21 protein-coding genes and 1 pseudogene are annotated in these 23,501 nt (G+C 70.5%); 9 read left to right on the top strand and 13 right to left on the bottom strand.

All coding sequences use genetic code 11. The annotated features are described in order from the left end of the window. The first annotated feature begins 178 nt into the window (after window positions 1-178). Window positions 179-2,074: a DNA helicase RecQ gene (recQ, locus tag LG388_RS06065; RefSeq protein WP_225781970.1), complete on the top strand. Its 1,896-nt coding sequence runs from the start codon at window positions 179-181 to the stop codon at window positions 2,072-2,074. 42 nt (window positions 2,075-2,116) lie between these two features. Here recQ and LG388_RS06070 read toward each other — a convergent pair whose 3' ends face one another. The 7 genes and pseudogenes from LG388_RS06070 to LG388_RS06100 form a co-directional block, all read right to left on the bottom strand. After that, a complete protein-coding gene (locus LG388_RS06070) occupies window positions 2,117-3,169 on the bottom strand; it encodes an alkyl sulfatase dimerization domain-containing protein (RefSeq protein WP_225781971.1) in 1,053 nt (350 codons plus the stop codon). Continuing rightward, window positions 3,055-4,113: an MBL fold metallo-hydrolase gene (locus LG388_RS06075; RefSeq protein WP_225781972.1), complete on the bottom strand. Its 1,059-nt coding sequence runs from the start codon at window positions 4,111-4,113 to the stop codon at window positions 3,055-3,057. The genes LG388_RS06070 and LG388_RS06075 overlap by 115 nt, the downstream gene beginning before the upstream one ends. 41 nt (window positions 4,114-4,154) lie before the next feature. Then, a pseudogene (locus LG388_RS06080) lies at window positions 4,155-5,145 on the bottom strand (tripartite tricarboxylate transporter substrate binding protein). Window positions 5,146-5,195: 50 nt separating this feature from the next. Then, on the bottom strand, window positions 5,196-6,419 hold the full coding sequence (locus LG388_RS06085) for an acyl-CoA dehydrogenase family protein (RefSeq protein WP_225781973.1): 1,224 nt from the start codon (window positions 6,417-6,419) through the stop codon (window positions 5,196-5,198). 92 nt (window positions 6,420-6,511) lie between these two features. Further along, complete coding sequence (locus LG388_RS06090) at window positions 6,512-8,044, bottom strand: AMP-binding protein (RefSeq protein WP_225781974.1); 1,533 nt, start codon at window positions 8,042-8,044, stop codon at window positions 6,512-6,514. 200 nt (window positions 8,045-8,244) lie between these two features. Then, window positions 8,245-8,901, bottom strand: a complete 657-nt coding sequence (locus LG388_RS06095; RefSeq protein ID WP_225781975.1) for a LysR family transcriptional regulator — start codon at window positions 8,899-8,901, stop codon at window positions 8,245-8,247. 45 nt (window positions 8,902-8,946) lie between these two features. Continuing rightward, entirely contained in the window at window positions 8,947-11,274 is a 2,328-nt protein-coding gene (locus LG388_RS06100) for an ATP-binding protein (protein ID WP_225781976.1), read from the bottom strand. 314 nt (window positions 11,275-11,588) lie between these two features. Between LG388_RS06100 and LG388_RS06105 the strand changes: the two genes are divergently transcribed. The 3 genes from LG388_RS06105 to LG388_RS06115 all read left to right on the top strand — a co-directional run bounded on the left by LG388_RS06105 (window position 11,589) and on the right by LG388_RS06115 (window position 15,105). Beyond that, the gene (locus tag LG388_RS06105; protein ID WP_225781977.1) at window positions 11,589-12,797 is read left to right on the top strand and encodes a threonine ammonia-lyase; all 1,209 of its coding nucleotides are present in this window, start codon (window positions 11,589-11,591) and stop codon (window positions 12,795-12,797) included. Window positions 12,798-12,910: 113 nt separating this feature from the next. Further along, window positions 12,911-13,063 carry a hypothetical protein gene (locus LG388_RS06110; RefSeq protein ID WP_225781978.1) on the top strand — a complete coding sequence of 51 codons (153 nt, stop codon included), beginning with the start codon at window positions 12,911-12,913 and terminating at the stop codon, window positions 13,061-13,063. A 149-nt stretch (window positions 13,064-13,212) separates the two neighbouring features. Next, window positions 13,213-15,105 carry a phosphoenolpyruvate carboxykinase (GTP) gene (locus LG388_RS06115; protein ID WP_225781979.1) on the top strand — a complete coding sequence of 631 codons (1,893 nt, stop codon included), beginning with the start codon at window positions 13,213-13,215 and terminating at the stop codon, window positions 15,103-15,105. A gap of 296 nt (window positions 15,106-15,401) precedes the next feature. Here the strand turns inward: LG388_RS06115 and LG388_RS06120 are convergent, their stop codons facing one another. After that, a complete protein-coding gene (locus tag LG388_RS06120) occupies window positions 15,402-15,941 on the bottom strand; it encodes a hypothetical protein (RefSeq protein WP_225781980.1) in 540 nt (179 codons plus the stop codon). Window positions 15,942-16,055: 114 nt separating this feature from the next. Between LG388_RS06120 and LG388_RS06125 the strand changes: the two genes are divergently transcribed. Next, entirely contained in the window at window positions 16,056-17,039 is a 984-nt protein-coding gene (locus LG388_RS06125) for a LysR family transcriptional regulator (protein ID WP_225781981.1), read from the top strand. Window positions 17,040-17,106: 67 nt separating this feature from the next. Here the strand turns inward: LG388_RS06125 and LG388_RS06130 are convergent, their stop codons facing one another. Next, on the bottom strand, window positions 17,107-17,280 hold the full coding sequence (locus LG388_RS06130) for a hypothetical protein (protein WP_225781982.1): 174 nt from the start codon (window positions 17,278-17,280) through the stop codon (window positions 17,107-17,109). Between the two features lie 211 nt (window positions 17,281-17,491). On the opposite strand from LG388_RS06130, the gene LG388_RS06135 reads away from it, so the two are divergent. Continuing rightward, complete coding sequence (locus LG388_RS06135) at window positions 17,492-18,301, top strand: metallophosphoesterase (protein ID WP_225781983.1); 810 nt, start codon at window positions 17,492-17,494, stop codon at window positions 18,299-18,301. 31 nt (window positions 18,302-18,332) lie between these two features. Here LG388_RS06135 and LG388_RS06140 read toward each other — a convergent pair whose 3' ends face one another. Genes LG388_RS06140 through LG388_RS06150 form a run of 3 tightly spaced genes read right to left on the bottom strand, consistent with a single transcriptional unit; the run spans window position 18,333 to window position 19,877 of the window. Then, window positions 18,333-18,860 carry a GNAT family N-acetyltransferase gene (locus LG388_RS06140; protein ID WP_225781984.1) on the bottom strand — a complete coding sequence of 176 codons (528 nt, stop codon included), beginning with the start codon at window positions 18,858-18,860 and terminating at the stop codon, window positions 18,333-18,335. Then, complete coding sequence (locus tag LG388_RS06145; protein ID WP_225781985.1) at window positions 18,857-19,402, bottom strand: DUF4256 domain-containing protein; 546 nt, start codon at window positions 19,400-19,402, stop codon at window positions 18,857-18,859. Before LG388_RS06145 ends, LG388_RS06140 begins: the two co-directional genes overlap by 4 nt. 43 nt (window positions 19,403-19,445) lie before the next feature. After that, window positions 19,446-19,877, bottom strand: a complete 432-nt coding sequence (locus LG388_RS06150; RefSeq protein ID WP_225781986.1) for a GNAT family N-acetyltransferase — start codon at window positions 19,875-19,877, stop codon at window positions 19,446-19,448. Window positions 19,878-19,998: 121 nt separating this feature from the next. On the opposite strand from LG388_RS06150, the gene LG388_RS06155 reads away from it, so the two are divergent. The 3 genes from LG388_RS06155 to LG388_RS06165 all read left to right on the top strand — a co-directional run bounded on the left by LG388_RS06155 (window position 19,999) and on the right by LG388_RS06165 (window position 22,545). Next, window positions 19,999-21,228, top strand: a complete 1,230-nt coding sequence (locus LG388_RS06155; RefSeq protein WP_225782739.1) for a nucleoside recognition domain-containing protein — start codon at window positions 19,999-20,001, stop codon at window positions 21,226-21,228. Between the two features lie 100 nt (window positions 21,229-21,328). After that, complete coding sequence (locus LG388_RS06160) at window positions 21,329-21,838, top strand: flavin reductase family protein (protein ID WP_225781987.1); 510 nt, start codon at window positions 21,329-21,331, stop codon at window positions 21,836-21,838. 158 nt (window positions 21,839-21,996) lie between these two features. Beyond that, window positions 21,997-22,545, top strand: coding sequence for a CinA family protein (locus LG388_RS06165; RefSeq protein ID WP_225781988.1), 549 nt, complete (start codon window positions 21,997-21,999; stop codon window positions 22,543-22,545). Window positions 22,546-22,567: 22 nt separating this feature from the next. Here the strand turns inward: LG388_RS06165 and LG388_RS06170 are convergent, their stop codons facing one another. Further along, complete coding sequence (locus LG388_RS06170; RefSeq protein WP_225781989.1) at window positions 22,568-23,488, bottom strand: isopenicillin N synthase family oxygenase; 921 nt, start codon at window positions 23,486-23,488, stop codon at window positions 22,568-22,570. Window positions 23,489-23,501: the final 13 nt, after the last annotated feature.

Here is a 23,501-nt window from a genome sequence, read left to right on the forward strand (position 1 = left end):
TCATCCTGGTGCATGGAAAGTCGCCATGCACCCTTTTGCTGTCTATACAGGATCAACCAGGCCCACCCGCGGTGACGGATGCAAGCCATGTGCCAGCCTTCGGCCATCCCGCGCGACGCGGCGGCGACAATGCAGGCCCGCGCGGACCGAGAAGGCCGGCGCCTCCTTCCTGCCCGACGTGCCCGTCACCGCCTCCCCCTCCTCCCCTGAGCTTGCCCCACAGATCCTGCGGGACGTCTTCGGCTACGACGCCTTCCGCGGCACCCAGGCCGCCATCGTCGAGCATGTGATCGCCGGCGGCGACGCCCTGGTGCTCATGCCCACCGGGGGCGGCAAGTCGCTGTGCTACCAGATCCCGGCCATCGCGCGCCAGCGCCTGGGGCGCGGCATCACGGTCGTCGTGTCGCCGCTGATCGCGCTCATGCACGACCAGGTGGGCGCGCTGCACGAAGCGGGCGTGCAGGCCGCCTTCCTCAATTCCACGCTGGACTGGCAGCAGACGCAGGACGTGGAGCGGCGCCTCTCGCGCGGCGAGATCACGCTGCTCTATGCCGCGCCCGAGCGCGTGACCACGCCGCGCTTCCTCGAATTGCTGGACGACCTGTTCGCGCGCGGCCAGCTGAGCCTGTTCGCCATCGACGAGGCGCACTGCGTGAGCCAGTGGGGCCACGACTTCCGGCCCGAGTACCGCCAGCTGACGCTGCTGCACGAGCGCTACCCGGCCGTGCCGCGCATCGCGCTCACGGCCACGGCCGATGCGCTCACGCGCGCCGACATCGTGGAGCGCCTGCAGTTGCAGGAAGCCCGGCATTTCGTCAGCAGCTTCGACCGGCCCAACATCCGCTACACCATCGTCGAGAAGAAGGACGCCGTGGCGCAGCTGCTGCGCTTCATCGAAAGCGAGCACGCAGGCGAGGCCGGCGTCGTCTACTGCCAGTCGCGCAAGCGCGTGGAGGAGGTGGCGCAGGCGCTGGTGGACGCCGGCCTGAACGCCCTGCCCTACCACGCGGGCCTGGACGCCGCGCTGCGCCAGAAGCACCAGGACCGCTTCCTGCGCGAAGACGGCCTCGTGATGGTGGCCACCATCGCCTTCGGCATGGGCATCGACAAGCCCGACGTGCGCTTCGTCGCACACCTGGACATGCCCAAGAACATCGAAGGCTACTACCAGGAGACCGGCCGCGCCGGCCGCGACGGCGAAGCGGCCGACGCCTGGATGGCCTACGGCCTGCAGGACGTGGTGAACCAGCGCCGCATGATCGACGAGAGCCCTGCCGACGAGGCCTTCAAACAGGTCATGCGCGGCAAGCTGGATGCGCTGCTGGCGCTGGCCGAAGCCACCGACTGCCGGCGCGTGCGGCTGCTGCGGTACTTCGGCGAAGCATCGACGCCCTGCGGCAACTGCGACAACTGCCTGACGCCGCCTGAACTCTGGGACGGCACCGAGGCCGCGCAGATGCTGCTGTCCACCGTCTACTGGATCCGCAAGCAGGACGGCATCGGCTACGGGGCCGGCCACATCATGGACATCGTGCGCGGCAAGGACACGGACAAGGTCCGGCAGAAGGGGCACGACGGCCTGTCCACCTTCGGGCGCGGCGACACCTACAGCGAAGCGCAACTGCGCGGCGTGCTGCGCCAGCTGATCGCCATCGGCGCCCTGCACGTGGACGCCGAGCGCTACCACACGCTGCAGCTCACGCCCGAGTCGCGCGCCGTGCTCAGGGGCGAGGCGCGCGTGCAATTGCGCGCATCGATCAACGCGCCGCCCGCCCGGCGCTCGCGGCGCGGCGCGAGCGCCGCCGGCTCAAACGCGGCGAAGAAAGCGCCGGCCGCCGCCGCACCGCTGGACGCCACGGGCCAGGCCCGCTTCGAGGCACTGCGCACCTGGCGCGCCGAAGTGGCCAAGGCGCACAGCCTGCCCGCCTACGTGATCTTCCACGACGCCACCCTGGCCGCCATCGCCGCCCGCGCGCCGCAATCGCTGCAAGACCTGCAGGGCATCAGCGGCATCGGCGCCAGCAAGCTCGAGAAGTACGGCGAGGATGTGCTGCGGGTGTGCGGCGAGCACTAGCGCTTGCGCACGGCCTGCGTTACGGCCGCGCGGCGTGGCGCCTCAGCGCGTGACGATCGGAAAATTGCCCGGCCCGCGCTCCAGCAGGCCCAGCAGCCGATGCAGCGCCTGGGCGTCGCCCTCGATGCGCACGCCCGGCGCCTGCAGGACCTCGGTGGGCCGCGCGGCGCCGGACATCAGCCGCAGGAAGGCCGCGCGCGGCATCGACAGGTTCACCTGCGCTTCGCCGGGCACCGTGCCGCGCCGGTGGTGCAGCACGGCGTTCTCCAGCCACAGGCCCCAGCGTCCACCGGCGTCGGTCAGTTCCAGGTTCACGCCGATGGCCAGGCCGTCGGCGGCCGGGCCGTCGAGGTACGCGGCCATCGTTTCCAGGAAGCGCTCGGTGGGCACGTGCGGCAGCATGTTGGCCATCGCGCCACCGGGCGGGCGCGGGGGCGGCGGGCCTTTGCGCAGCTCCAGCGCCCCGCTGAGGTAGAAGTTGCGCCAGGGCGCCGACTCGGCCTGGTAGCCCATCTGCTCGAAGGCCCTGGCCTGCAGCTCGCGCGCGGCGCGGTTGTTGCCGTCGGCCAGCACCACGTGCTTGAGCAGCTCGGCAGCCCAGCGGTAGTTCCCCTGGTCGTAGGCCTGCTGCGCGGCCCGGATCGCCGCGTCGGCGCCGCCGGCCAGCTGCACGTACTTCTTCGCGCCCTGCACCGGCGGCAGCGGGTCCAGATTGGCGGGGTTGGCGTCGAACCAGCCCATGTAGTACTGGTAGATGGCCCGCACGTTGTGCTTCACGGTGCCGTAGTAGCCGTGCAGCGACAGCTGCGCGTCCAGGCTCCTGGGCAGGCGCATCGTTTCGGCGATCTCGGGCGCCGTGAGGCCGGCGTTGATGCCGCGCACCGTCTGGTCGTGCATGTAGCGGTAGGCGTCGCGCTGGGACTGCAGGTACTTCACGATGCGATCGTGCCCCCACACCGGCCAGTTGTGCTGGCCGAAGATCACTTCGGCGCCCTGCAACTGACCGATGGCGGCGTCGATGTAGCCGGCCCAGGCCAGCGCATCGCGCACCTTGGCGCCGCGCAGGGTGTACAGGTTGTGCAGCGTGTGCGACACCAGCTCGGCCGCGCCGAAGCCTTCTTCTCGGGCACGGCGAAGACCATCTCGGCCGGCGCCTCGGAATGGGGCGCGTTGTGGAAGACGAAGCGCACGCCGTCCAGGACGATCTCCTGCGTCGGCCTGTCGACCAGCACCGTGGGCGCGAGGATGCCGATGCGCCCCTGCGCCAGCGCCTTGCCCAGGCCCGTGTCGATGGCGCCCCGGGCATGGCGCGGCAGCAGGTTGCCGTACATGTAGGCCGCGCGCCGGCCCATGGCGGTGCCCACGAGCAGGTTCTCGCTCGTGGCCTCTTCCATGAAGCCCGCCGGGGCCACCACTGGCACCTGGCGTGCCTTCACCTCCTCGGCCGAGATCACGCCCAGCGCGCCGCCGAAGTGGTCGATGTGGCTGTGGGTGAAGACCACGGCCGAGACCGGCTTGTCGCCCAGGTGCTGGCGGGCAAAGGCCATCGCGGCTGCGGCCGTCTCGCGCGTGGTCAGCGTGTCCACCACGATCCAGCCGGTGCGCCCCTCCACCAGCGTGAGGTTGGCCAGGTCGAAGCCACGCACCTGCCAGATGCCCTCGGTCACCTGGAACAGGCCGACGCTGTTGTTCAGCAGCGCCTGGCGCCACAGGCTGGGGTTGACGGTGGGGGGCGCGGCGCCCGTCTCGAAGGCGAAGGCATCGAAGTCCCACACCACGCGGCCGTCGGCGGCGCGGATCTGGCCGGTGGGCGCGGCGATGAAGCCGCGCCGTGCGTCCTGGCCGTCGGCGCCGGGCGCCAGGTCATAGGCACGCGCGACCTGGGCCTGGTGGCGCAGGGTGGCGGGGGACGCGGCCCCCGTGTCGGCGGGCGCGGCGGTGTGGGCAGGTGCGGTGTTGGCCGGCGCCGTGCTGCAGGCGGAGACGGCGCAGGCCAGCACCGCCGCCAGGGCGGCGGGCAGCAAAGAGGAGGAACGCATGCGGGGGATCCTGAAAAGGGCGCGCTCGGGGCGGCAGTGGCTCAGATCGGCTCCAGCCCGACCTTCTTCATCATGGCGCTGGTCAGGCGCATCTCCTGCTCGATGCTGCGCACGAAGGTCGCGGCGTCCTGCATCTGCACGCGGCCGCCCTGCTCTTCGAGCTTGGCGACCACCTCGGGCCTTTTCATCGCCTGCTCGAAGGCGCTGCGCAGGCGTTCGACCACGGCATCGGGCGTGCCGGCCGGCACCGAGAAACCGCCCCACGAGGTCAGCTCCACGCCCTTCACGCCCAGCTCCGCGAGCGTGGGCACATCGGGCGCCGTGGGGTTGCGCTGGGCGCCGGTGACGGCCAGCGCACGCAGCTTGCCCGCCTTGATCATCGGATAGGCCGCCGGGTAGATGGGCATGCCGAAGACCACCTGCTTGCCTAGCACCGCATGCACCAGCTCCGACGCGCCCTTGTAGGACACGTGCATGGCCCGCGTGCCGGTGGCGCTGAGGAACAGTTCCATGCCCAGGTGCGAGGGCGTGCCGACGCCGCCGGAGGCATAGTCCACCTGGCCCGGGGCGGCCTTGAGCCGCGCCAGCAGTTCGTCCAGCGTTCGGATGTCGGAATCGGCGCTCACCACCAGCGCCACTTCGGAGCTCGTCAGGCCCATGACGTGGCGGAAGTCCTTCAGCGCGTCATAGCCCGGCGCCTTGTAGATGTGCATGTTGGCCGCGATGGGCGCCGCCGGTGTACAGCAGCGTGTAGCCATCGGCCGGCGCCGCGGCCGCCAGGCGCGTGCCGATGTTGCCGGCCGCGCCGGCGCGGTTCTCGATCACCACCGGCTGGCCCAGGATCGGGCCCACGGCTTCGGCCAGGATGCGCGCGCCCGTGTCCGGCCCCGTGGCGGGCAGGTAGGGCACGATCCACTTGAGCGGCCGGCTCGGGTAGGGGTTCTGCGCGAGCGCGGAAGCGCCCGCGGCCCAGGGCAGTGCAGCGGCCGCCAATGTGCGGCCGATCAGCTGTCGGCGGTTGAGGGGGTTCATGTCTGTCTCCGTCATTGTTTTGAGAGAAAGCGCGGCGGGCGCCCGTCGGGTCAGGCCAGCAGTTCCTTGGCGATGGCGTTGCGCTGGATCTCGCTGGTGCCGGTGAGCACGCGGTACATGCGCAGCAGGCGGAACAGGAACTCCACGCGCCGGCCCTGCACGATGCCTTCGCCGCCATGGATCTGCACCGCGCGGTCGGCGATGCGGAAGGCCGTTTCGGAGCAGAACAGCTTGGCCATCGAGCTTTCGGCCCGGCCCTCGGCGCCGGCGTCGAGCTGGCGCGCGGTATGGATCATCAGCGCGCGCGCCGCGGCCAGCTCGGTCGCCATGTCGGCCAGCATGTGCTGGATGGCCTGGAACTGGCCGATGGCGCGGCCGAACTGCTGGCGCGACAGCGCGTAGTCGCGCGCATCGCGCAGCGCCACCTGCGCCAGGCCCAGCATGCCGGGGCAGTGCAGCAGCCGGTTGACTGCGATGCGGCCCAGCGCCAGGCCCAGCCCCCGGCCGCGTTCGCCGATCAGGCAGGCCGCCGGCACGCGCGCGTTCTCGAACACGATGTTGCCTGTGCTGGACTGCCCGGCCATCGTTTTGTAGCCCGATTCCACGCGCACGCCGGGCGCCTTCAGGTCGACGAAGAAGGCCGAGACCTCGCGCTGCCTCGGGTCGGCGCTGGGCGTGGCGGCCGTGGAGCAGACCAGCACCGCGAAGTCCGCGAACGGCGCGCCGGAAATGAAGCGCTTGCGGCCATTGACCACGAACGCGTCGCCCTCCTGCACCGCGTGCGTCTGCACCGCGCCGGCGTCGGAGCCGGCCTGTTCCTCGGTCAGCGCGAAGCAGATGGCCTTCTCGGCCTGCGCCACGGGCAGGATGAACTGCTGCATCTGCCAGGGCGTGGCAAAGCGCGCCAGCGCACCCACGCGGGGCGGGCCGCTGAGCTCGCCGAACACATGCGGCGCGAAGGGCGAGCCGCTGCTGTAGATCGCTTCCTTGACCAGCGCATGGTCCAGCACCGACAGGCCCAGGCCGCCCATCTTCTCAGGCAGCGTCATGCGGTAGAAGCCCAGCGCATGCGAACGCTGCCACACCTGCTGCAGCAGTTCGCGGCTGGCCCCGTCCTCGTGGTTCACGTGGTGCGCGCGCGCCAGCTCGGCCAACTCGCCGTTCAGGAATTCCTGCAGGCGCGGGATGAGCGCCGCGGCGCGCTCGGAGCCTTCGAAGGGGCCGGTGAAGATCGGCGCCGAGGCGGCGGTGGTCGGATCGGTCATGGCATCCATGTCAGTGACGCCCGGCCGTCCGAAGGCACTGGCGCACCCCCTCGGGGGGCAGCGGACCGCGCGAAGCGGGGAAGCGTGGGGGTCGTTTCATCTCAGTTCACCTTTCTGTCGTGGCCGGCCCAGTACGGCGCCTGCACCGCCTTGCGCATCACCTTGCCGTTGGGGTTCTTGGGCAGCTCGGCCACGAACGCGATGTGCCGCGGGCGCTTGAAGCCCGCGAGCCGCTCGTGGCAGAAGGCGTCGAGCAGCGCGCGGTCGGGCGCATGGCCGGCCTTGAGCACCACATGCGCCGCCACGGCCTCGCCCCACTTGTCGTCGGGGATGGCGATCACGCAGGCGTCCTGCACGGCCTCGTGCTGGTAGAGCACGGCCTCCACCTCGGACGGGTAGACGTTGAAACCGCCGCTGATCACCATGTCCTTCTTGCGATCGACGATGTAGACATAGCCCTCCTCGTCCATGCGCGCGAGGTCACCGGTGTGGTAGCGGCCGTTCTTGAGCACCTCGGCCGTCAGCTCGGGCGCGCGCCAGTAGCCGGCGAACACGTCCTCGCCGCCGACCACGATCTCGCCGATCTCGCCCGTCGCCACGGGCTGGCCTTCGTCGTCCACGATCTGCACGTCGCACTCCAGCAGCGGCCGCCCGCAGGAGGCCAGGCGCTCCGGCCGCGCGGCGCGCGCATGCAGGTGGTCTTCCACGCTCAGCGCGCACACGCCCGAAGTGGTCTCGCCGGCGCCGTAGCCCTGCGCCAGCACCGGGCCGAACACGTCCATCGCCCGGAGAATGCGCGCCGGCGCCATCGGCGCGGCGCCATAGCCCAGGCGCAGCAGGTCGGGCAGCGGGCGGTACTGGCCTTCCAGCTCGGCCAGCAGCATGCTGATCATGGTCGGCACCATGAAAGTGTGGGTGATGCGCTCGGCCCGCATGTCGGCCAGGAAGCGCGCCGGCTCGAAGCCCGAGAACAGGCGGATGGTCATGCCGCTGCACAGCGCCGGCACGATCTGCATGCCCGAGGCGTGCGTGATCGGCCCCACCAGCCCCAGCGAATGGCCCTCGCCCGATTCCGAGCGCATCAGGAACTTGCGCAGCTGCGCCAGCCGGTTGCCGAAGGTCTGCATCGCGGCCTTGAGCACACCCGAGGAACCCGAGGTGTAGTGCAGCACCGCCAGTTCGTCGGCATGCACCGCCACCGGCGTGAACTGGTCGCTGGCGCGCGCCAGCGCTTCTTCGTACGACAGCTCGCCCGTGCCGTCGAGCAGCAACAGCCGCGGCGGCGCGCCGCGCAGGTGCGGGCGGAAGCTCTCGGCGCGCTCGGCGGTGGTCACGACCACCGCGGCCTCGCTGTTGGCCGCGATCTCGCCCACTTCCGAAGGCGACAGGCGAGCGTTGAAGGGCGCCTTGACCAGCCCGGCCTTGTAGCAGGCCAGTTCGATCTCGACGATTTCGACGCAGTTGGGCAGGTAGATGCCGACGCGGTCGCCGCGCGCCAGGCCCAGCCCCAGCAGGGCATGGGCCAGCCGGTTGGAGCGCTGCTCCAGTTCGGCATAGGTGAGGCTGCGCGCCGGGCTCCTGACGGCGATGCGCTGCGCATGGGCGCGCGCGCTGCGCGCCACCAGGGCGCCCACGTTGGCGACCGGGCTCGGGCAGGGGGAAGGGGATGCGGGGTTGATGGCTGTCTCCTGGAATCACTGCGCCGCGCCGGGCGGGCATGCGTTGGCACTGTTCCAGAAGAGGGCCAGCTGCAGGAAATACCGTTTGCTGATGCGTGTGGATCACCGGAAGTGATGGCCCACGCCAGCGGGCCGATCCACGTCCGGACCGAGCGTCAGCCGGCCGCTTCGCCGCCGCCCGAAGCCCCGCCAAGCCAGCGCGCCTGCCACTGGCCGCGCTCGATCATGGCGCGCGCCTCGCGGGCCAGGGTCTGCAGCACCACCTGCGGTCGCAGCAGCGGCGCCACGTCGCCCTGCACGTCCTTGCCACAGAAGAACATCGCCTCGCGCGCAAAGGGCCGTGCGTTCAGTTCGTCCGCCGCCGGCGTGTCCACCAGGATGCCGATGTCGGCCCGCCGCTCCAGCATGGCCTGCTTGACCATCAGGCTCAGGTCGTCCAGCACGAAGACGCGGATGCGCGGGTGCGTGCGCTTGAGCGAGGCCAGCACCGGCCCCATGAGCAGCGACACGAGCAGCAGCGGCAGCGCGACGGTGACGGAGCCTTCGGGGCCCTTGGGCAGGCGCAGCACGCGGTCGCGCACGGCGTCCGCGTCGCTGAGCAGGCGCCGTGCATCCTCGTACAGCTGCAGGCCGGCGGGCGTGGGCGTCACGCCGGCGTGCGAACGCTCGAAGAGCTGGGCGCCCAGTTCGCCTTCCAGCTTCTTGATCTGCGCCGTGAGCGCGGGCTGGGCGATGTAGAGCGAGCCGGCGGCACGCGAAAGGCTGCCGGCTTCCAGCACGGCGATGAAGTAGCGCAGGGTCCGCAGTTCCATGGGTGCGGCCAGCATAGCGCGTGGCCGCCCGAGCGCGGCCGCGCTTCAGTGCACGAAGCCCATGCCCCGCGCCTCGCGCACCTCGGGCTTGAGGCGGTGTTCCGCTTCCAACTGATCCAGGAATTCTTCGGGGGTGAACGCGGCGGCCAGGATCTCGACCTGCCGCTTCACGGCCGCGAAGTCGCCCGGACACAGCTGCTCCAGGCGCGACAGCCGCGCCGCCAGCGCGGGCGTGAGGGCGGCCGCGTCACCGGCCAGCGCCTCGGTGACAAACATGCGTTCGCGCTGCTCGGCGGTGAGCGGCTTGAACTGGATCTTGAAGGTGAAACGGCGCAGCGCGGCCTGGTCCAGGCGGTCGATCAGGTTGGTGGTGCAGATGAACACGCCCTGGTAGCGCTCCATGCCCTGCAGCATCTCGTTGACCTCGGTCACTTCATAGGTGCGCTGCGCGCCGCGCCGGTCCTGCAGGAAGGAGTCGGCCTCGTCCAGCAGCAGCACGGCCTTTTCGGCTTCGGCCTCGCGGAACATGGCGGCCATGGCCTGCTCGGTCTCGCCCACGTACTTGCTCATGAGGTCGCTGGCCTGCTTGATGATCAGCGGGCGGCCGATGGCCTTGGCGATGTGTTCGGCCAGCGCGGTCTTGCCGGTGCCGGGCGCGCCGTAGAAGCACAGGGTGCCGTGGCCGCGCGCGCGCAGCGCCTCCACGATGCGCGGCAGCTCGAAGCGCGTCTCAACGTTGAGCATGTCCAGGTCCCAGGTCGTGACCTGCAGGCGTTCGCCGCGGCTCGCGCCGCCATTGCCCAGCGCCTGGTCGGCGTTGCGCAGCTGGCGCTCGATCAGCGCCTCGGCGCTCATGCCCTCGTGCGCGGCCAGACCTGCGAAGCGCACCGCCGTGCGGATCTGCGCCGGCGTGAGGCCCTTGCGTTCGGCCAGGCGCGCGGTGAAGGCCTCGGACACCGGCACGTCGGCCAGCGCCTTGCGCACGATCTGCTCGCGCGCGCCGGGCGGCGGCGATTTCAATTCCAGGTGATAGGCGAAGCGGCGCCGGAAAGCGGGGTCGATCTGCTCGATGCGGTTGGTGACCCACAGCGTGGGCACGGGGTTGGATTCGAGGATCTGGTTGACCCAGGCCTTGCCGCTCACGCTGCCGCTGGCGGCGGGCGAAGGGATCTGCTCGGCCCGCGCCATGAACTGCGCGGCCTCGGTGCTCAGGGGCGGGAACACGTCCTCCACCTCGTCGAACAGCAGCGCCGCCTGCGCGCTGCCCTTGAGGAAGACCTGCGCGATCTGCAGCGAGCGGTAGCGGTCGCGGCCGCTGAGGGAATTGCCGTCGCGGTCGGCGTATTCGACCTCGAACAGCTCCAGCCCCGCGGCCTGCGCCACCACCTTGGCCAATTCGGTCTTGCCGGTGCCGGGCGGGCCGTAGAGCAGCACGTTCACGCCCGGTTCCTTGCGCGCGATGGCCGCGCGCAGCAGCGTGACCAGCATCTGCGCGTCCTCGGCCACGAAGTCGAAGTCGGTGAGCGCGAGCGCGCTCTTGCCGCAGGGCCGGGTGAACACGGCCATGAGCTCGGCCTGATCGCGGTATTCGCGCATCAGCACGGGCGGCAGCTTCTCGCTGACCTTCATGAGGTCGGCCAGGTCGGTGATGTTGTGCTCGGAGATCAGGTTCTCGACCAGGCCGATGCGCTCCAGGCGCGAGCCCGCGCGCAGCGCCTCGCCCACTTCGCTGGCGCTCACGCCGGCCACCTCGGCGAGGGCGGCATAGGCCTCGGGCGCGTTGTTGACCTTGAACTCCACCAGCAGCGAGCGCAGGTCGCGCTGGTAGCGCGCCAGGGTGCCGTAGAGCAGCAGCGCGCGCTCGGCCTTGTTCAGCTGCAGCAGGCCGGCGAGCGCGTCGATGTTCTTTTCCACCAGCGTGCTCTGCTTGCGCAGCGCCTGCGTGAGCCAGTCGCGCGTGACCGACAGCACCGTGAGCAGGTCCTTGGGCTGGTCCTTGACGTATTCGTCGAGGTAGAAGAAGAGCGTGCCTTCCTCGTACGGGCCGCGCCACACGCCGTGCCGCTCGAGCAGGCTGCGGTTGTCCAGGCGCTCCACGCCCTTCCACACCTCGTTGCCCGCGCAGCGGCGCGCCAGGAATTCGCGCAAACGCTGCAGCACCGAGGCCGGCCACACCAGGTGCCGGCCCGACAGCGAGAGCAGGCCGTTGAGGTCGCGCCGCACGTTGAAGCGCGGACCCTGCTTGGCGGCCAGCGTGAGCACGAAATGCGAGCACATCAGCTCCAGCACCGGCGCCTCGCGCAGGCCAGGCGAGGGCAAGGCCTGCCCGCGCGGCAGCACCGCCAGGGCGTCGACACCGGATCGTTTGGGCATGGGCAGGGCTCCTTCGGAAAAGTCGGGCGGTTCGGCAGCCATCGCCCCGTCTTGGCGGGCCTTTCTCTGTTTCACTGCGCTGGCGCGGTTTCGCCGGAACTCGGCGCCACCATAACGCAGAGCGTGAAAGGGGGGAAGACAGGGCCAGAGGAAAAACCCTTAAGACGAATGACCCCTCGAGCCCGCCCGTCCGCAGGGGCGCCGCACGGGAGAGGGCGCCGCCTGCGGGGCGGCCGGCCCGCGCCGGCGCGCGAGCGCGCTCGGCCGCCGCCCGCGCCGGCATGCCGCGTGCCCGCCAGGCGCCACAATGGCCCATGGTCCAGATCGACGACATCGAAAACGCGGCCGCCCGCCTGCGCGGCCAGGTGCTGCGCACGCCCTGCGTGGAATCGCGCACGCTCTCCGAGATCGTGGGCGCGCAGGTCTTCCTGAAGTTCGAGAACCTGCAGTTCACGGCGTCGTTCAAGGAGCGCGGCGCCTGCAACAAGATGGCCGAACTCACGCGCGCGGGGGCGCCGCCGCTGGCGGGCGTGATCGCCATGTCGGCCGGCAACCATGCGCAGGGCGTGGCCTACCATGCGCAGCGCCTGGGCATCCCGGCCACCATCGTCATGCCCGGCTTCACGCCGGGCGTGAAGATCGAGCGCACCCGCGGCTTCGGCGCCCAGGTGGTGCTGCACGGCGATTCGCTGGACGCCGCGCGCGCCCATGCCTTGCAGCTGGCCGAGGCGCGGGGCCTGGTCTTCGTCCATCCCTACGATGACGACGCCATCATCGCGGGCCAGGGCACGGTGGCGCTGGAGATGCTGGAGGACGTGCCCGATCTCGATACGCTGGTGGTCTCGGTGGGCGGCGGCGGACTGATCGCCGGCATGGCGGTGGCGGCGCGCGCGCGCCGGCCGGGCATCGGCATCGTGGGCGTGCAGACGGCGCGCTTTCCGGCCATGGTCAATGCGGTGCAGGGCACATCGCACGTGGGCGGCACCAGCACCATCGCTGAAGGCATTGCCGTGGGCACGCCGGGCGTGCGCACCCAGGCCATCGTGCGCCAGCTGGTGGACGACCTGCTGCTGGTGGAGGAAGGCGACATCGAGCAGGGCGTGCTGATGCTGCTGGAGATCGAGAAGACCCTGGTCGAGGGCGCGGGCGCCGCCGGCCTGGCCGCGCTGCTGCGCCACCGCGCGCGTTTCGAAGGCCAGCGCGTGGGGCTGGTGCTCTCGGGCGGGAACATCGACCCGCTGCTGCTGGCCGCCATCATCGAGCGCGGCATGGTGCGCGCCGGCCGCTTGGCGCGGCTGACGGTGAGCACGCGCGACGTGCCGGGCTCGCTGGCGCGCATCACGGCGACGGTGGCCGAAGCGGGCGCCAACATCGACGAAGTGCACCACCAGCGCGCCTTCACCCTGCTCGCGGCGCAGAACGTGGAGATCGAGCTGGTGCTGCAAACGCGCGGGCGCGAACACCTGGCGGCGGTCATCGGCGCGTTGCAGGCCGCCGGTTTCGACGCCCGCGAGATGCGCTGAGCCTGCAGGCCCGCCAAGGGAGACCTTTTCTTTTGAGGGCAAACGCCGACAAGGGCTTGCGCGGGGGTGCCGGTAAAATCGGCGCCCAGTTTGAGATGTAGAGGTCCGAAGGAATGTCCCACCCCACGCCCGCAGATCCCGCCCAGAACGCCCAGCTGGAGCAGGACGTCGTCGAGAGCATCGTTCCCCTCATGCCCATCGTGCTGCCCATCGCCGGCGGCGTGCTGATGCTGTTGCTGGCCTCCATCGCCGTGTTCATGGCCTGACGGGCGGCCGGAGGCTGCGGCCTCCCTGCCAGGCGGGCGCCGGCCCGCCGCCCTCCTCCCGACTGAAGACGTTTTCTCCAACGGCGCTTGCGCACCCCGCGCGAGCGCCGTTCGAAAAGACGACGTTTTTTCTTTCTGGAGTTTTTTCGATGAACGCAACCGTGGCTCAAGGCCGGGCCGCCCCGGCCATTCAGGCCCCCGACTACGTCAAGAATCCCCGCCTGATCGCCTGGATCGCCGAGATCGCCGCGCTGACCCAGCCCGACCGCATCTACTGGTGCGACGGCAGCGACGAGGAATACCAGCGCCTGTGCCAGCAGCTGGTCGACGCCGGCACCTTCAAGAAGCTGAACCCGGCCAAGCGCCCGAATTCCTTCCTGGCGCTGTCCGATCCGTCGGACGTGGCGCGCGTGGAAGACCGCACCTTCATCTGCAGCCAGAAGAAGGAAGACGCCGGCCCGACCAACAACTGGACCGCCCCGGCCGAGATGCGTGCCCTGCTGCAGACGGGCGAGAACGCCCTCTTCAAGGGCAGCATGAAGGGCCGCACCATGTACGTGGTGCCCTTCAGCATGGGCCCGCTGGGTTCGGACATCGCCCACATCGGCATCGAACTGTCCGACAGCCCCTACGTGGCCGTGAACATGAAGATCATGACCCGCATGGGCAAGGCCGTTTACGACGTGCTGGGCACCGATGGCGACTTCGTGCCCTGCGTGCACACCGTGGGCGCCCCGCTGGAGCCGGGCCAGGCCGACGTGAAATGGCCTTGCAACAAGACCAAGTACATCGTGCACTACCCGGAAACGCGCGAGATCTGGTCCTACGGTTCGGGCTACGGCGGCAACGCGCTCTTGGGCAAGAAGTGCTTCGCGCTGCGCATCGCCTCCACCATGGGCCGCGACCAGGGCTGGCTGGCCGAACACATGCTGATCCTGGGCGTGACCAAGCCCGACGGCCAGAAGTACCACGTGGCCGCCGCCTTTCCGAGCGCCTGCGGCAAGACCAACTTCTCCATGCTGGTGCCGCCCGCCGGCTTCGAAGGCTGGAAGGTCACGACCATCGGCGACGACATCGCCTGGATCAAGCCCCAGGCCGACGGCTCCCTGCGCGCGATCAACCCCGAAGCCGGCTACTTCGGCGTGGCCCCGGGCACGAACCACAAGACCAACCCCAACTGCATGCGCAGCCTGGACAAGAACGTGATCTTCACGAACGTGGCGCTCACGGACGACGGCGACGTCTGGTGGGAAGGCATGGAAGACGACGTGCCGGGCAAGCAACTGCCCGCGCACCTGATCGACTGGCAGGGCAAGGACTGGACGCCGCAGATCGCCAAGGAAACCGGCGCCAAGGCCGCCCACCCGAACGCCCGCTTCACGGTGGCCGCCACCAACAACCCCGCGCTGGACCCGGCCTGGGACGATCCCAAGGGCGTGAAGATCGACGCCTTCATCTTCGGCGGCCGCCGCTCGACCACGGTGCCGCTCGTGACCGAGGCGCGCAACTGGAACGAAGGCGTCTACATGGCCGCCACCATGGGCTCGGAAACCACGGCAGCCGCCTTCGGCCAGCAGGGCGTGGTGCGCCGCGACCCGTTCGCCATGCTGCCGTTCATGGGCTACAACATGAGCGACTACTTCCAGCACTGGCTGGACCTGGGCGCCAGGCTGCAGCAATCCGGCGCCACGCTGCCGCGCATCTACACCACCAACTGGTTCCGCAAGGGCGCCGACGGCAAGTTCGTCTGGCCCGGCTACGGCGAGAACATGCGCGTGCTCAAGTGGATGATCGACCGCCTGGAAGGCCAGGCCCAGGGCGGCCAGGAGCACGTGTTCGGCGTGAGCCCGTCGTATGAGCAACTCAACTGGACCGGCCTCGACTTCAGCGCCGAGCAGTTCCAGACCGTCACCAGCATCGACAAGGCCGCCTGGCAGGCCGAGCTCAAGCTGCACGAGGAGCTGTTCACGCAGCTGGCCTACCACCTGCCCAAGGAGATGGGCGAGATCAAGCAGCAGATCGAGACGCGCCTGGCGGCCTGAGCCACCCGCCGGCGCCCATGAAAAAACCACCGCGACGCGGTGGTTTTTTTGTGCCCCGCTGCATGCGACGCCCCAACGCAAGAGCCGCCCGAAGGCGGCTCTCGAAAGCGGGGCCCGTCCCAACTCAGGGCACCCACGGGGCCGGCTTCGCCGGACCGTCGGGGAGGTCTTGCAGACCGCGCGAGGCCAGCGGCCTCGCTCTTCGCCAGTCACAAAAGGTCCACTGGACCTTCTGTGTACCGGCTCAGCCCCCTTCCGCAGCAGAAGGGGGAGGCGCGAAGCGCCCTGGGGGATGCTTAGTAATACCGGCTGCTGTTCAGGCGGCGCATGGCTTCGTAGACCGTGGGCATGCGCACCGCAGGCACTTCCAGCGCTGCGGCCGGGGTGGTTTCAGCAGCAGCCAGGGGCGCCGGCGTCCAGGCGTCGTCGCGGGTCATGGCGGCTTGGAGGTCGCTCATCACGCGCGGATCCCGGCGCGCGGCTTCCATCAGCTGGGCATCGGCACGGGCGGCGGCCATCTTGCGGGCTGCGCCTTGCCAGGCCTGCAGGCCACGGGCCGCGGCACCGCGCGCAGCGCCGGCGAACAGCGCCAGGCCCAGGAAGGCCACCAGCCACATCACCATCCAGGCGGCCAGCAGGCTGCCGTCGGTCCAGTGGGTGACGAACTTGTCGGCCACGGCCACCAGCGCGGCCACGATGGCGGCCAGCCGCACGGCGCTCAGGCCGCGCGCGCCCTGGAACTGGCGGCTTTGTTCTTGCACATAGCCGAACACTTGCTCGGCGCGGGCCACTCCGGGGTGGCTCAGGGGTTGGTCAACGTGAACGAAGGAAGACATGGTGGGTCCCTCCATGGGACTGTGAGAGGGCTCGTGGCCCGATGGAACGAATATTAGGGTTTGCCCTAGTGTTGTTCAAGTTTATATTTGTGATGCCAGTCATTCATCACACTTATGGATGTCAACTTCCGCACGCTCGACCTGAACCTGCTGCGCGTCTTCGACGAGGTGATGGCGGAGCGCAGCCTGACGCGCGCCGCACGCAACCTCTCTCTCACGCAACCGGCCGTGAGCAACGCGCTGCGGCGCCTGCGTGAATCGCTGGGCGACGAGTTGGTGCGCCGCGCGGGCGCCGGCGTGGAGCCCACGCCGCGCGCCCTGGCCCTGTGGCCCGTGGTGCGCGACACGCTGCGCCACCTGGAACACGCGCTGGTGCCCGCCGCCTTCGATGCGTCGCTGGCCGACCACAGCTTCACCCTCGCCATGGCCGACGCCACCGCCGCCGAAGTGCTGCCGCGCACCGTGCGCATCCTCGAAGCCGAGGCGCGCGGCCTGTCGCTGCGGCTGGTGCCGCTGACCACGCGCGATCCGCGCCGCCTGCTGGAAGACGAGAGCATCGATCTGGCCGTGGGCTACTTCCCGGCCGTGATGACCGACCTGACCTCGCGCGCGCAGGCGGGCGAGGCATTGGCCTTCGAAACCCATCGGCTCTATGTGGGCCAGTACGTGTGCGTGATGCGCAGCGGCCATCCACTGGCCGGCCGCCCGCTGACGCTGGACGCGTACTGCGAGGCGCGGCACGTGCTGGTGAGCTTCTCGGGCCGGCCCTGGGGCTTCGTGGACGAGGCGCTGCAGAGTCTGGGGCGCGAACGCCGCATCGTGCTGACGGTGAACCAGTTCTTCACCGCCGCGCGGGTGGCGGCCGAGTCGGACCTGTTGTCCGTGATGCCGCGCCATTTCATCCATTCGATGGGCGTGGCCGAGGGCCTGGTCGAGCGCGAACTGCCCATGAGCGTACCGCTGGTGCACGTCGATGCGCTGTGGCACCGGCGCCAGCAGGGCGCGCCGGCCCACGGCTGGCTGCGCGACACGCTGGTGCGCGCCGCAGCCGATGCCTATGCGCGCTCACTGCGCGAGTATGCGCTTCCTTACGGATGAAGGCCGACAAGCCTTGAAAGGAGCCGGCAAGGCTGCCGCTCGAGCGACAGCCTGATCGTCGAGATCTTCAGCGGACCACGCGCAGCCAAGCGCTGGCGGCTTCGCGCAGCTCCTGGGCGTGGCGAGGGTTGCGGCCCACGCTGGACTCGGCGCGCTCCATCAGCACCGATGCCGGGCTGTTGGCGTTCTGACCCGCCAGGGGACGGAACGAGCGGACGATCAGGGAAATCAGACTGAACATGGCGGTGCGGGCTATCGAGCCACGCCCTGGTTGGTTGCGATGGAAGAAGAATAAGGGTTATCCCTATATAAACCAAGCCCCGAGCCATGCATTGGACGCATAACCTTGGCTTGCGCGCACATGGAAGGGCTCTTTTGCACATTCGCTGTGCATTTGACGGCGCGGTGGCGCTGCGCGTGCGGCCCGTGCACCCTCCTACACTGGCGCTCCCATGAAGATTCAGCTGCTGTCCGACCTGCACCTGGAAAGCCAGCCGCAGGTGCGCATCGCCCCCGCGCCAGGTGCCGACCTGCTGGTGCTGGCCGGCGACATCGGCTCCTACCAGCCCGGCTCGCGCCTGCCCGACGAGGATTACGGCCTGGGCCGCTTCTCGCCGCGCCACGGCTGGCCCACGCCGGTGCTCTACGTGCCGGGCAACCATGAGTACGACGGCGCCGACTTCGACGCCGTGCATGCCCGGCTGCGCGCGCTGTGCGAGGCGCTGGACATCCAGTGGCTGGACCGCGAAAGCCGCGTGATCGATGGCGTGCGCTTCGTCGGCTGCACGCTGTGGGCCGATTTCGACGCGCTGGTGCCGCCCGGCGCCAGTGCGGCAGAAACCGAGCGCCAGCGCGGCAAGGCCTTTCGCGCCGCCAACTTCTACCTGGAGAAGATGGCCGGCATGCGCCACGGCGCGCCCATGCTGGCGGCCCAGGTGCGCGAAGAGGCGCTGCGCCACCAGGCCTGGCTGCGTGCCGCGCTGGCGGCGCCCTTCGACGGCCCCACCGTGGCCGTGACCCATTTCGCGCCCACACTGGCCAGCGCCGACCCGCGCTACGGCCTCGTGCCCGGCACGGCGGGCTTTTGCAATGCGCTGGACGCGCTGCTGCCACTGGCCGATGTCTGGCTGCACGGCCACCTGCACTGCGCCTTCGACTACGTGAAGGACGGCTGCCGCGTGATCGCGAATCCGCTGGGCTATGCGGACAAGGGCGAGCAGGCCGGCTTCGCGCCCCAGCGGCTGATCGAGGTCCGCGCCTGAACCCAGGTCCGGCCGCCGGGCCGCGCCGGGCTCAGGCGCGGAAATCCGCGCGCCGGCAGCGCATGAGCAGCGCCGGCCCGTCCGGCGTCTGCACCGGCCCCACGTCGACGAAGCCGGCCGCGCGGTAGCAGCGGATCGCCCGCGCGTTGGCCGGGTGCGGGTCGGTCTGCACCACGGTCACCGCCGGGTCCGAGAACAGCCGCGCCAGGAAGGCCCGGATCATGGCGCGCCCCAGGCCGCGGCCCAGTGCCGCCTCGTCGGCCAGGAACTGGTCGATGCCGCGCGCGCCGGGGTCCGTTTCGTCGGGCCACCAGCCCCCGCCCGCGCTCATGACGCGGTAGCTCTGGATGAAGCCGATCGCCCGACCGGCCTGGTGCACGATGAAGGCATGCGTGCCGTCGGCGTGCGCAGGCAGCAGGTAGTCCTCGCGCAGCTCGTCGACCGTGGGCGTGGGTTGCCACCACTGCGCCGCATGCGGGCGGGTGAGCCATTCCTGCAGCAGCGGCAGGTGGGCTTCGCCCAGCGGCTCGAAGTCGAAGCCCTGCGGGCCCGCGCTCATACCTTCAGCACGCCGCGAAAGCCGCGCACCGCGTAATAGGACTGCGCGCCGTTGTGGTACGTGAAGACCTGGCCGTAGCGCCGGTCGCCGAACAGTGCCCCGCCCTGCGCGCGCATGGCCGCGGGCGTGCGCAGCCAGCTCGAGGTCTTGGTGTCGAACTCGCCCAGCGCCTGCAGCGCGCGGTACTGCGCTTCGTCGAGCAGTTCGATGCCCATGTCGGCCGCCAGCTCGGTGGCGCAGGCGGCCGGCCGATGTTCCTTGCGCGATTCCAGCCCTTCGCGGTCGTAGCAGCAGCTGCGGCGGCCCGCGGGGCTCTGGGCGGCGCAATCGACGAACAGGAACTCGCCCGTCGCCGGATCCTGCGCCACCACGTCGGGCTCGCCGCCGGTGGCTTCCATCTGCGCCAGCGAGACCAGCCGGGCCGGCCGCGCGGCCAGCCGGGCCTGCACGGCCGGCCATGCCAGCCCGGGGTGGCGGTGCATGTGCTGCGCAAAACGCTGCGCGAGCGTCTGCAGCAACTCGGAGTGCGAATCGCTGTCCATCGGGTCTCCTGAAATCGGTCGATGCATGGATGCGGGCGCACGCTCAATCGTCGCTCAGGTAGCCGCGCGCCAGCTGCTGCGCAGGATTCTCGAAGATCGCCATCGCGGTCTTCATGCGCAGGAAGCCGAAGCGGCGGTAGAAGCCTTCCTTGCCCGGCACGGCATACAGCAGGATCTTCTTGTGGCCGCGCGAAGCCTGCACCAGCCGCTGCACCACCTGCTGGCCCAGGCCCGTGCCCTGGTGGCTGGGCAGCACGGCGATGTCGCACAGGTAGGCACAGTCCGCGCCATCGGCCAGCGCACGGCCCGCGGCCACCAGCCGGCCGGCGTCGCGCACGAAGCATTTGAAGAGGCTGTTGCCGAAGGTCTTGCGCAGCAGTTCGGGCTTCTTGTCGCCCAGCGGCGCCGCACGGTAGAGGGCCGACAGCTCGTCCCAGTCGATGTCCGCGTCGCTGTCGGTCCAGGCCAGGGTCATGGAGGTCTCCGGTGTCTGCAGGTGCGGGATCGTCGCACAGGCGGCGCGGGCCCCGGGGCCCGCCGCGCCGGCGCGCGTCGGCGAGACTCGCTCCATCTGCATTGCTTGAATGGGTTCCGACGTGCTCAACGCCCTGTGGCTGTCCTTTTTCCTGATCGCGGCCGCCACCGGGCTGGGCCGCTGGCTGGTCGGCGGCGACGCCACGGCCTTCGCGGCCATGGTGGAGGCGCTGTTCGGCATGGCCAAGCTGTCGGTGGAGATCATGGTGCTGCTCTTCGGCACGCTCACGCTGTGGCTGGGCTTTCTGCGCATCGCCGAGGTTGCGGGGCTGGTGGGCGCCTTGGCCCGGCTGCTGGGGCCGCTGTTCGCGCGGCTGATGCCCGAGGTGCCGCGCGGCCACCCGGCGCTGGGGCTGATCACCATGAACTTCGCGGCCAACGCGCTGGGGCTGGACAACGCGGCCACGCCCATCGGGCTGAAGGCCATGCGCGAACTGCAGACGCTGAACCCGCGGCCCGACGAGGCCAGCAACGCACAGATCCTGTTCCTGGTACTCAACACCGGCGCGCTCACGCTGCTGCCGGTCAGCATCTTCATGTACCGCGCGCAGCAGGGCGCGGCCGATCCGACGCTGGTGTTCCTGCCGATCCTGATCGCCACCGCGATCTCGGCGCTGGTCGCGCTGCTCACGGTGGCGGTGGTGCAGCGCCTGAGGCTGTGGGACCCGGTGGTGCTGGCCTGGCTGCTGCCCATGGCGGCGGCGCTGGGCGCTTTCATGCTGCTGCTGGCCTCGCTGTCGGCCGCGGCGCTGGCGGCGCTCAGCTCGCTGCTGGGCAACCTGGTGCTGTTCGGCGTGATCGTGCTCTTCCTCGGGGTCGGCGCGCTGCGCCGCGTGCCGGTGTACGACAGCTTCGTCGAGGGCGCCAAGGAAGGCTTCGAGGTGGCGAAGAACCTGCTGCCTTACCTGGTTGCCATGCTGTGCGCGATCGGCGTGCTGCGCGCCTCGGGCGCGCTCGATGCGGCACTCGACGGCATCCGCTGGCTGGTGGGCCACACGGGCTGGGACACGCGCTTCGTCGACGCGCTGCCCACCGGCCTGGTCAAGCCCTTCTCCGGCTCGGCGGCCCGCGCGCTGCTGATCGAGACCATGCAGAGCCAGGGCGTGGACAGCTTCGCCGCGCGCACCGCCGCCGTGATCCAGGGCAGCACCGAGACCACCTTCTACGTGCTGGCCGTGTACTTCGGCGCCGTGGGCATCCGCCGCGCGCGGCATGCGGTGGGCTGCGCGCTCTTCGCCGACCTGGTCGGGCTGGTGACGGCGATCGGCGTGAGCTACTGGTTCTTCGGCTGAGGCAGGGCACCGCCGGCCGGAACCATCCGCACAGCAGGGCCGGGGCGCATCGGCCAGAATAGGCGGCCTCCGTTCATGCCGCCTGCCGGCTTTCTGCCCCGTGTCTCCACCCCGCCGTGCCCAGGCGCCCGATTTTTCCGCTCCCGAATTCCGCGCCGCGCTGGGCATGTTCGCCACGGGTGTGACCATCGTCACCGCGCGCGCCGCCGACGGCGCCCTGGTGGGGCTCACGGCCAATTCGTTCAATTCGGTCTCGCTCGATCCGCCGCTGGTGCTGTGGAGCCTGGCGCGCCGCGCGGGCTCGATGCCGCACTTCAGCACCGGCTCGCACTACGCGATCAACATCCTCGCGGCCGACCAGAAGGCACTGGCCGAGCGTTTTGCCGCGCGCGACGTGGACCGCTGGCGCGACGTGGCATACACCGAGGGCGTGGGCGGCGCGCCGCTGCTGGCCGGCACCGTCGCCTGCTTCGAATGCTTCAACCGCAGCCGCTACGACGAAGGCGACCACGTGATCTTCGTCGGCGAGGTGGAGCGCTGCAGCCACCGCGAAGGCACGCCGCCCTTGCTCTTTCACGGCGGCCGCTTCTACACCGAACACCCGCTCTGAGGGCTTCCCCGCCAGGCAGCCTCGCCGCGCCCCCGCTGCTGCGCGAGAAGGGTACACCCCGGCGGTCCGGCGAAGCCGGTCCCGTGGGTGCCCGAGGACTTCGCTGCGCGCGCCGGCTGACGCGCGACGCTCGCGCTGTGCCACCATCACCGACCTCTATGCGCCACGAACTCGAAATGCCTGTGAACCCGCCGCTGGAACCGCTGAATGTGATCGCCGCCCGCATCGGCGGGACGCTGCGCGCGCGCGGCCAGACGGTGGCCGTGGCCGAATCGTCGGCGGGCGGCCTGGTCTCGGCCGCGCTGCTGGCCATCCCGGGCGCGTCGGCCTTCTTTCTGGGCGGGGCGGTCGTCTATTCGCGCCGCGCGGGCAAGGCGCTCATGGGCCTCACGGCCGCCGACATGGAAGGCCTGCGCGCCGAGACCGAGCCCTATGCCCGCATGATGGCCGCGCGCGTGCGCGACATGCACCGCGCCACCTGGGGCCTGTGCGAAAGCGGGGCCGCCGGCCCGTCGGGCAGCCCGTATGGCGACGCGGCCGGCCATGTGTGCGTGGCCGTCGCAGGCGATCCTGAGCGCGACGCCGTGCACAGCCGCACGCTCGCCACGGGCCAGTCCGATCGCGCCATCAACATGGACCTGTTCGCGCGCGAGCTGCTGCGGCAGTTCGACGAGGTGCTGCAGCGCGGATCCGCCGCAGCACTCTGAGTCCCGCGCGGGCCCGCTGCCTTCAAGCCTTGCCGTAGGTCGCGTCGAAGCGCGACTGCAGGTAAGCCTGCGTGGTCACCGGCGCGTGGCGCGGTGCCTCGCCGGGCGGCACGCAGCTCGGGATCGCGCTGACCAGGGCATCCGGATTGGGGTCGAGGAAGAGCGCGATCGAGTAGCGCTCGCGCGCCGGCCGCAGCACGCGGTGCGGGGTCGACAGGTACACATCGTTGGTCCAGCGCATCAGGCAGTCGCCGATGTTGCAGACGAAGGCGCCCGGCAGCGGCGGTACGTCGATCCACTGGTCGCGCCCGCGGCCCTGGACCTGCAGGCCCGAGACGCCGTCGGTGGCGAGCAGCGTGACGTTGCCGTAGTCGGTGTGGGCGCCGGCACCGATGCCGTCGTCCTGCGCGGCGTTCGCGCTCGCCGGATAGTGCAGCAGGCGCAGCGTCGCCAGGGGCCGGTCGATCTTGTCGTCGAAGAAGTCCTCGGGCAGGCCGAGGTCGAGCGCAAAGGCGTGGTGCAGCCGGCCCGCTGCCGCCAGCGTGGCATCGAAATACGCCTGCACCTGCTCGCGCCAGCCGGGCAGCGCCGGCCAAGCATTGGGCGGGCGCGTGGCCTCGTCGGTCCAGATGAGGTTGAAGGCTTCCTTCTGGTCGGCGCCGCGGTGCTCGTCCAGCGCCTCGACACCGGTGCCGACATAACCGCGGTTGTGGCTCAGGCTCGCATAGGCCAGTGCCTGCTTGGCGGCCATCGGCTGGGCGAAGAACGCGGCGCTGGCGGCGAAGGTGCCGTCCACGACGGCGGCCGGCACGCCATGGCCGGTGATGGCGAAGAAGCCGATGTCGCGGCAGGCGGCGCCGACCTGGACCGCGACGGCGCGGCGGGCGGCGGCATCGTCGCCCGCGAGGGGCGACACGTCGATGAGGGGAATGGTATGGGACATGGTGCGGTTCGGT

Source organism: Xenophilus sp. Marseille-Q4582 (genome assembly GCF_916700565.1).
Lineage (GTDB): Bacteria > Pseudomonadota > Gammaproteobacteria > Burkholderiales > Burkholderiaceae_C > Xenophilus.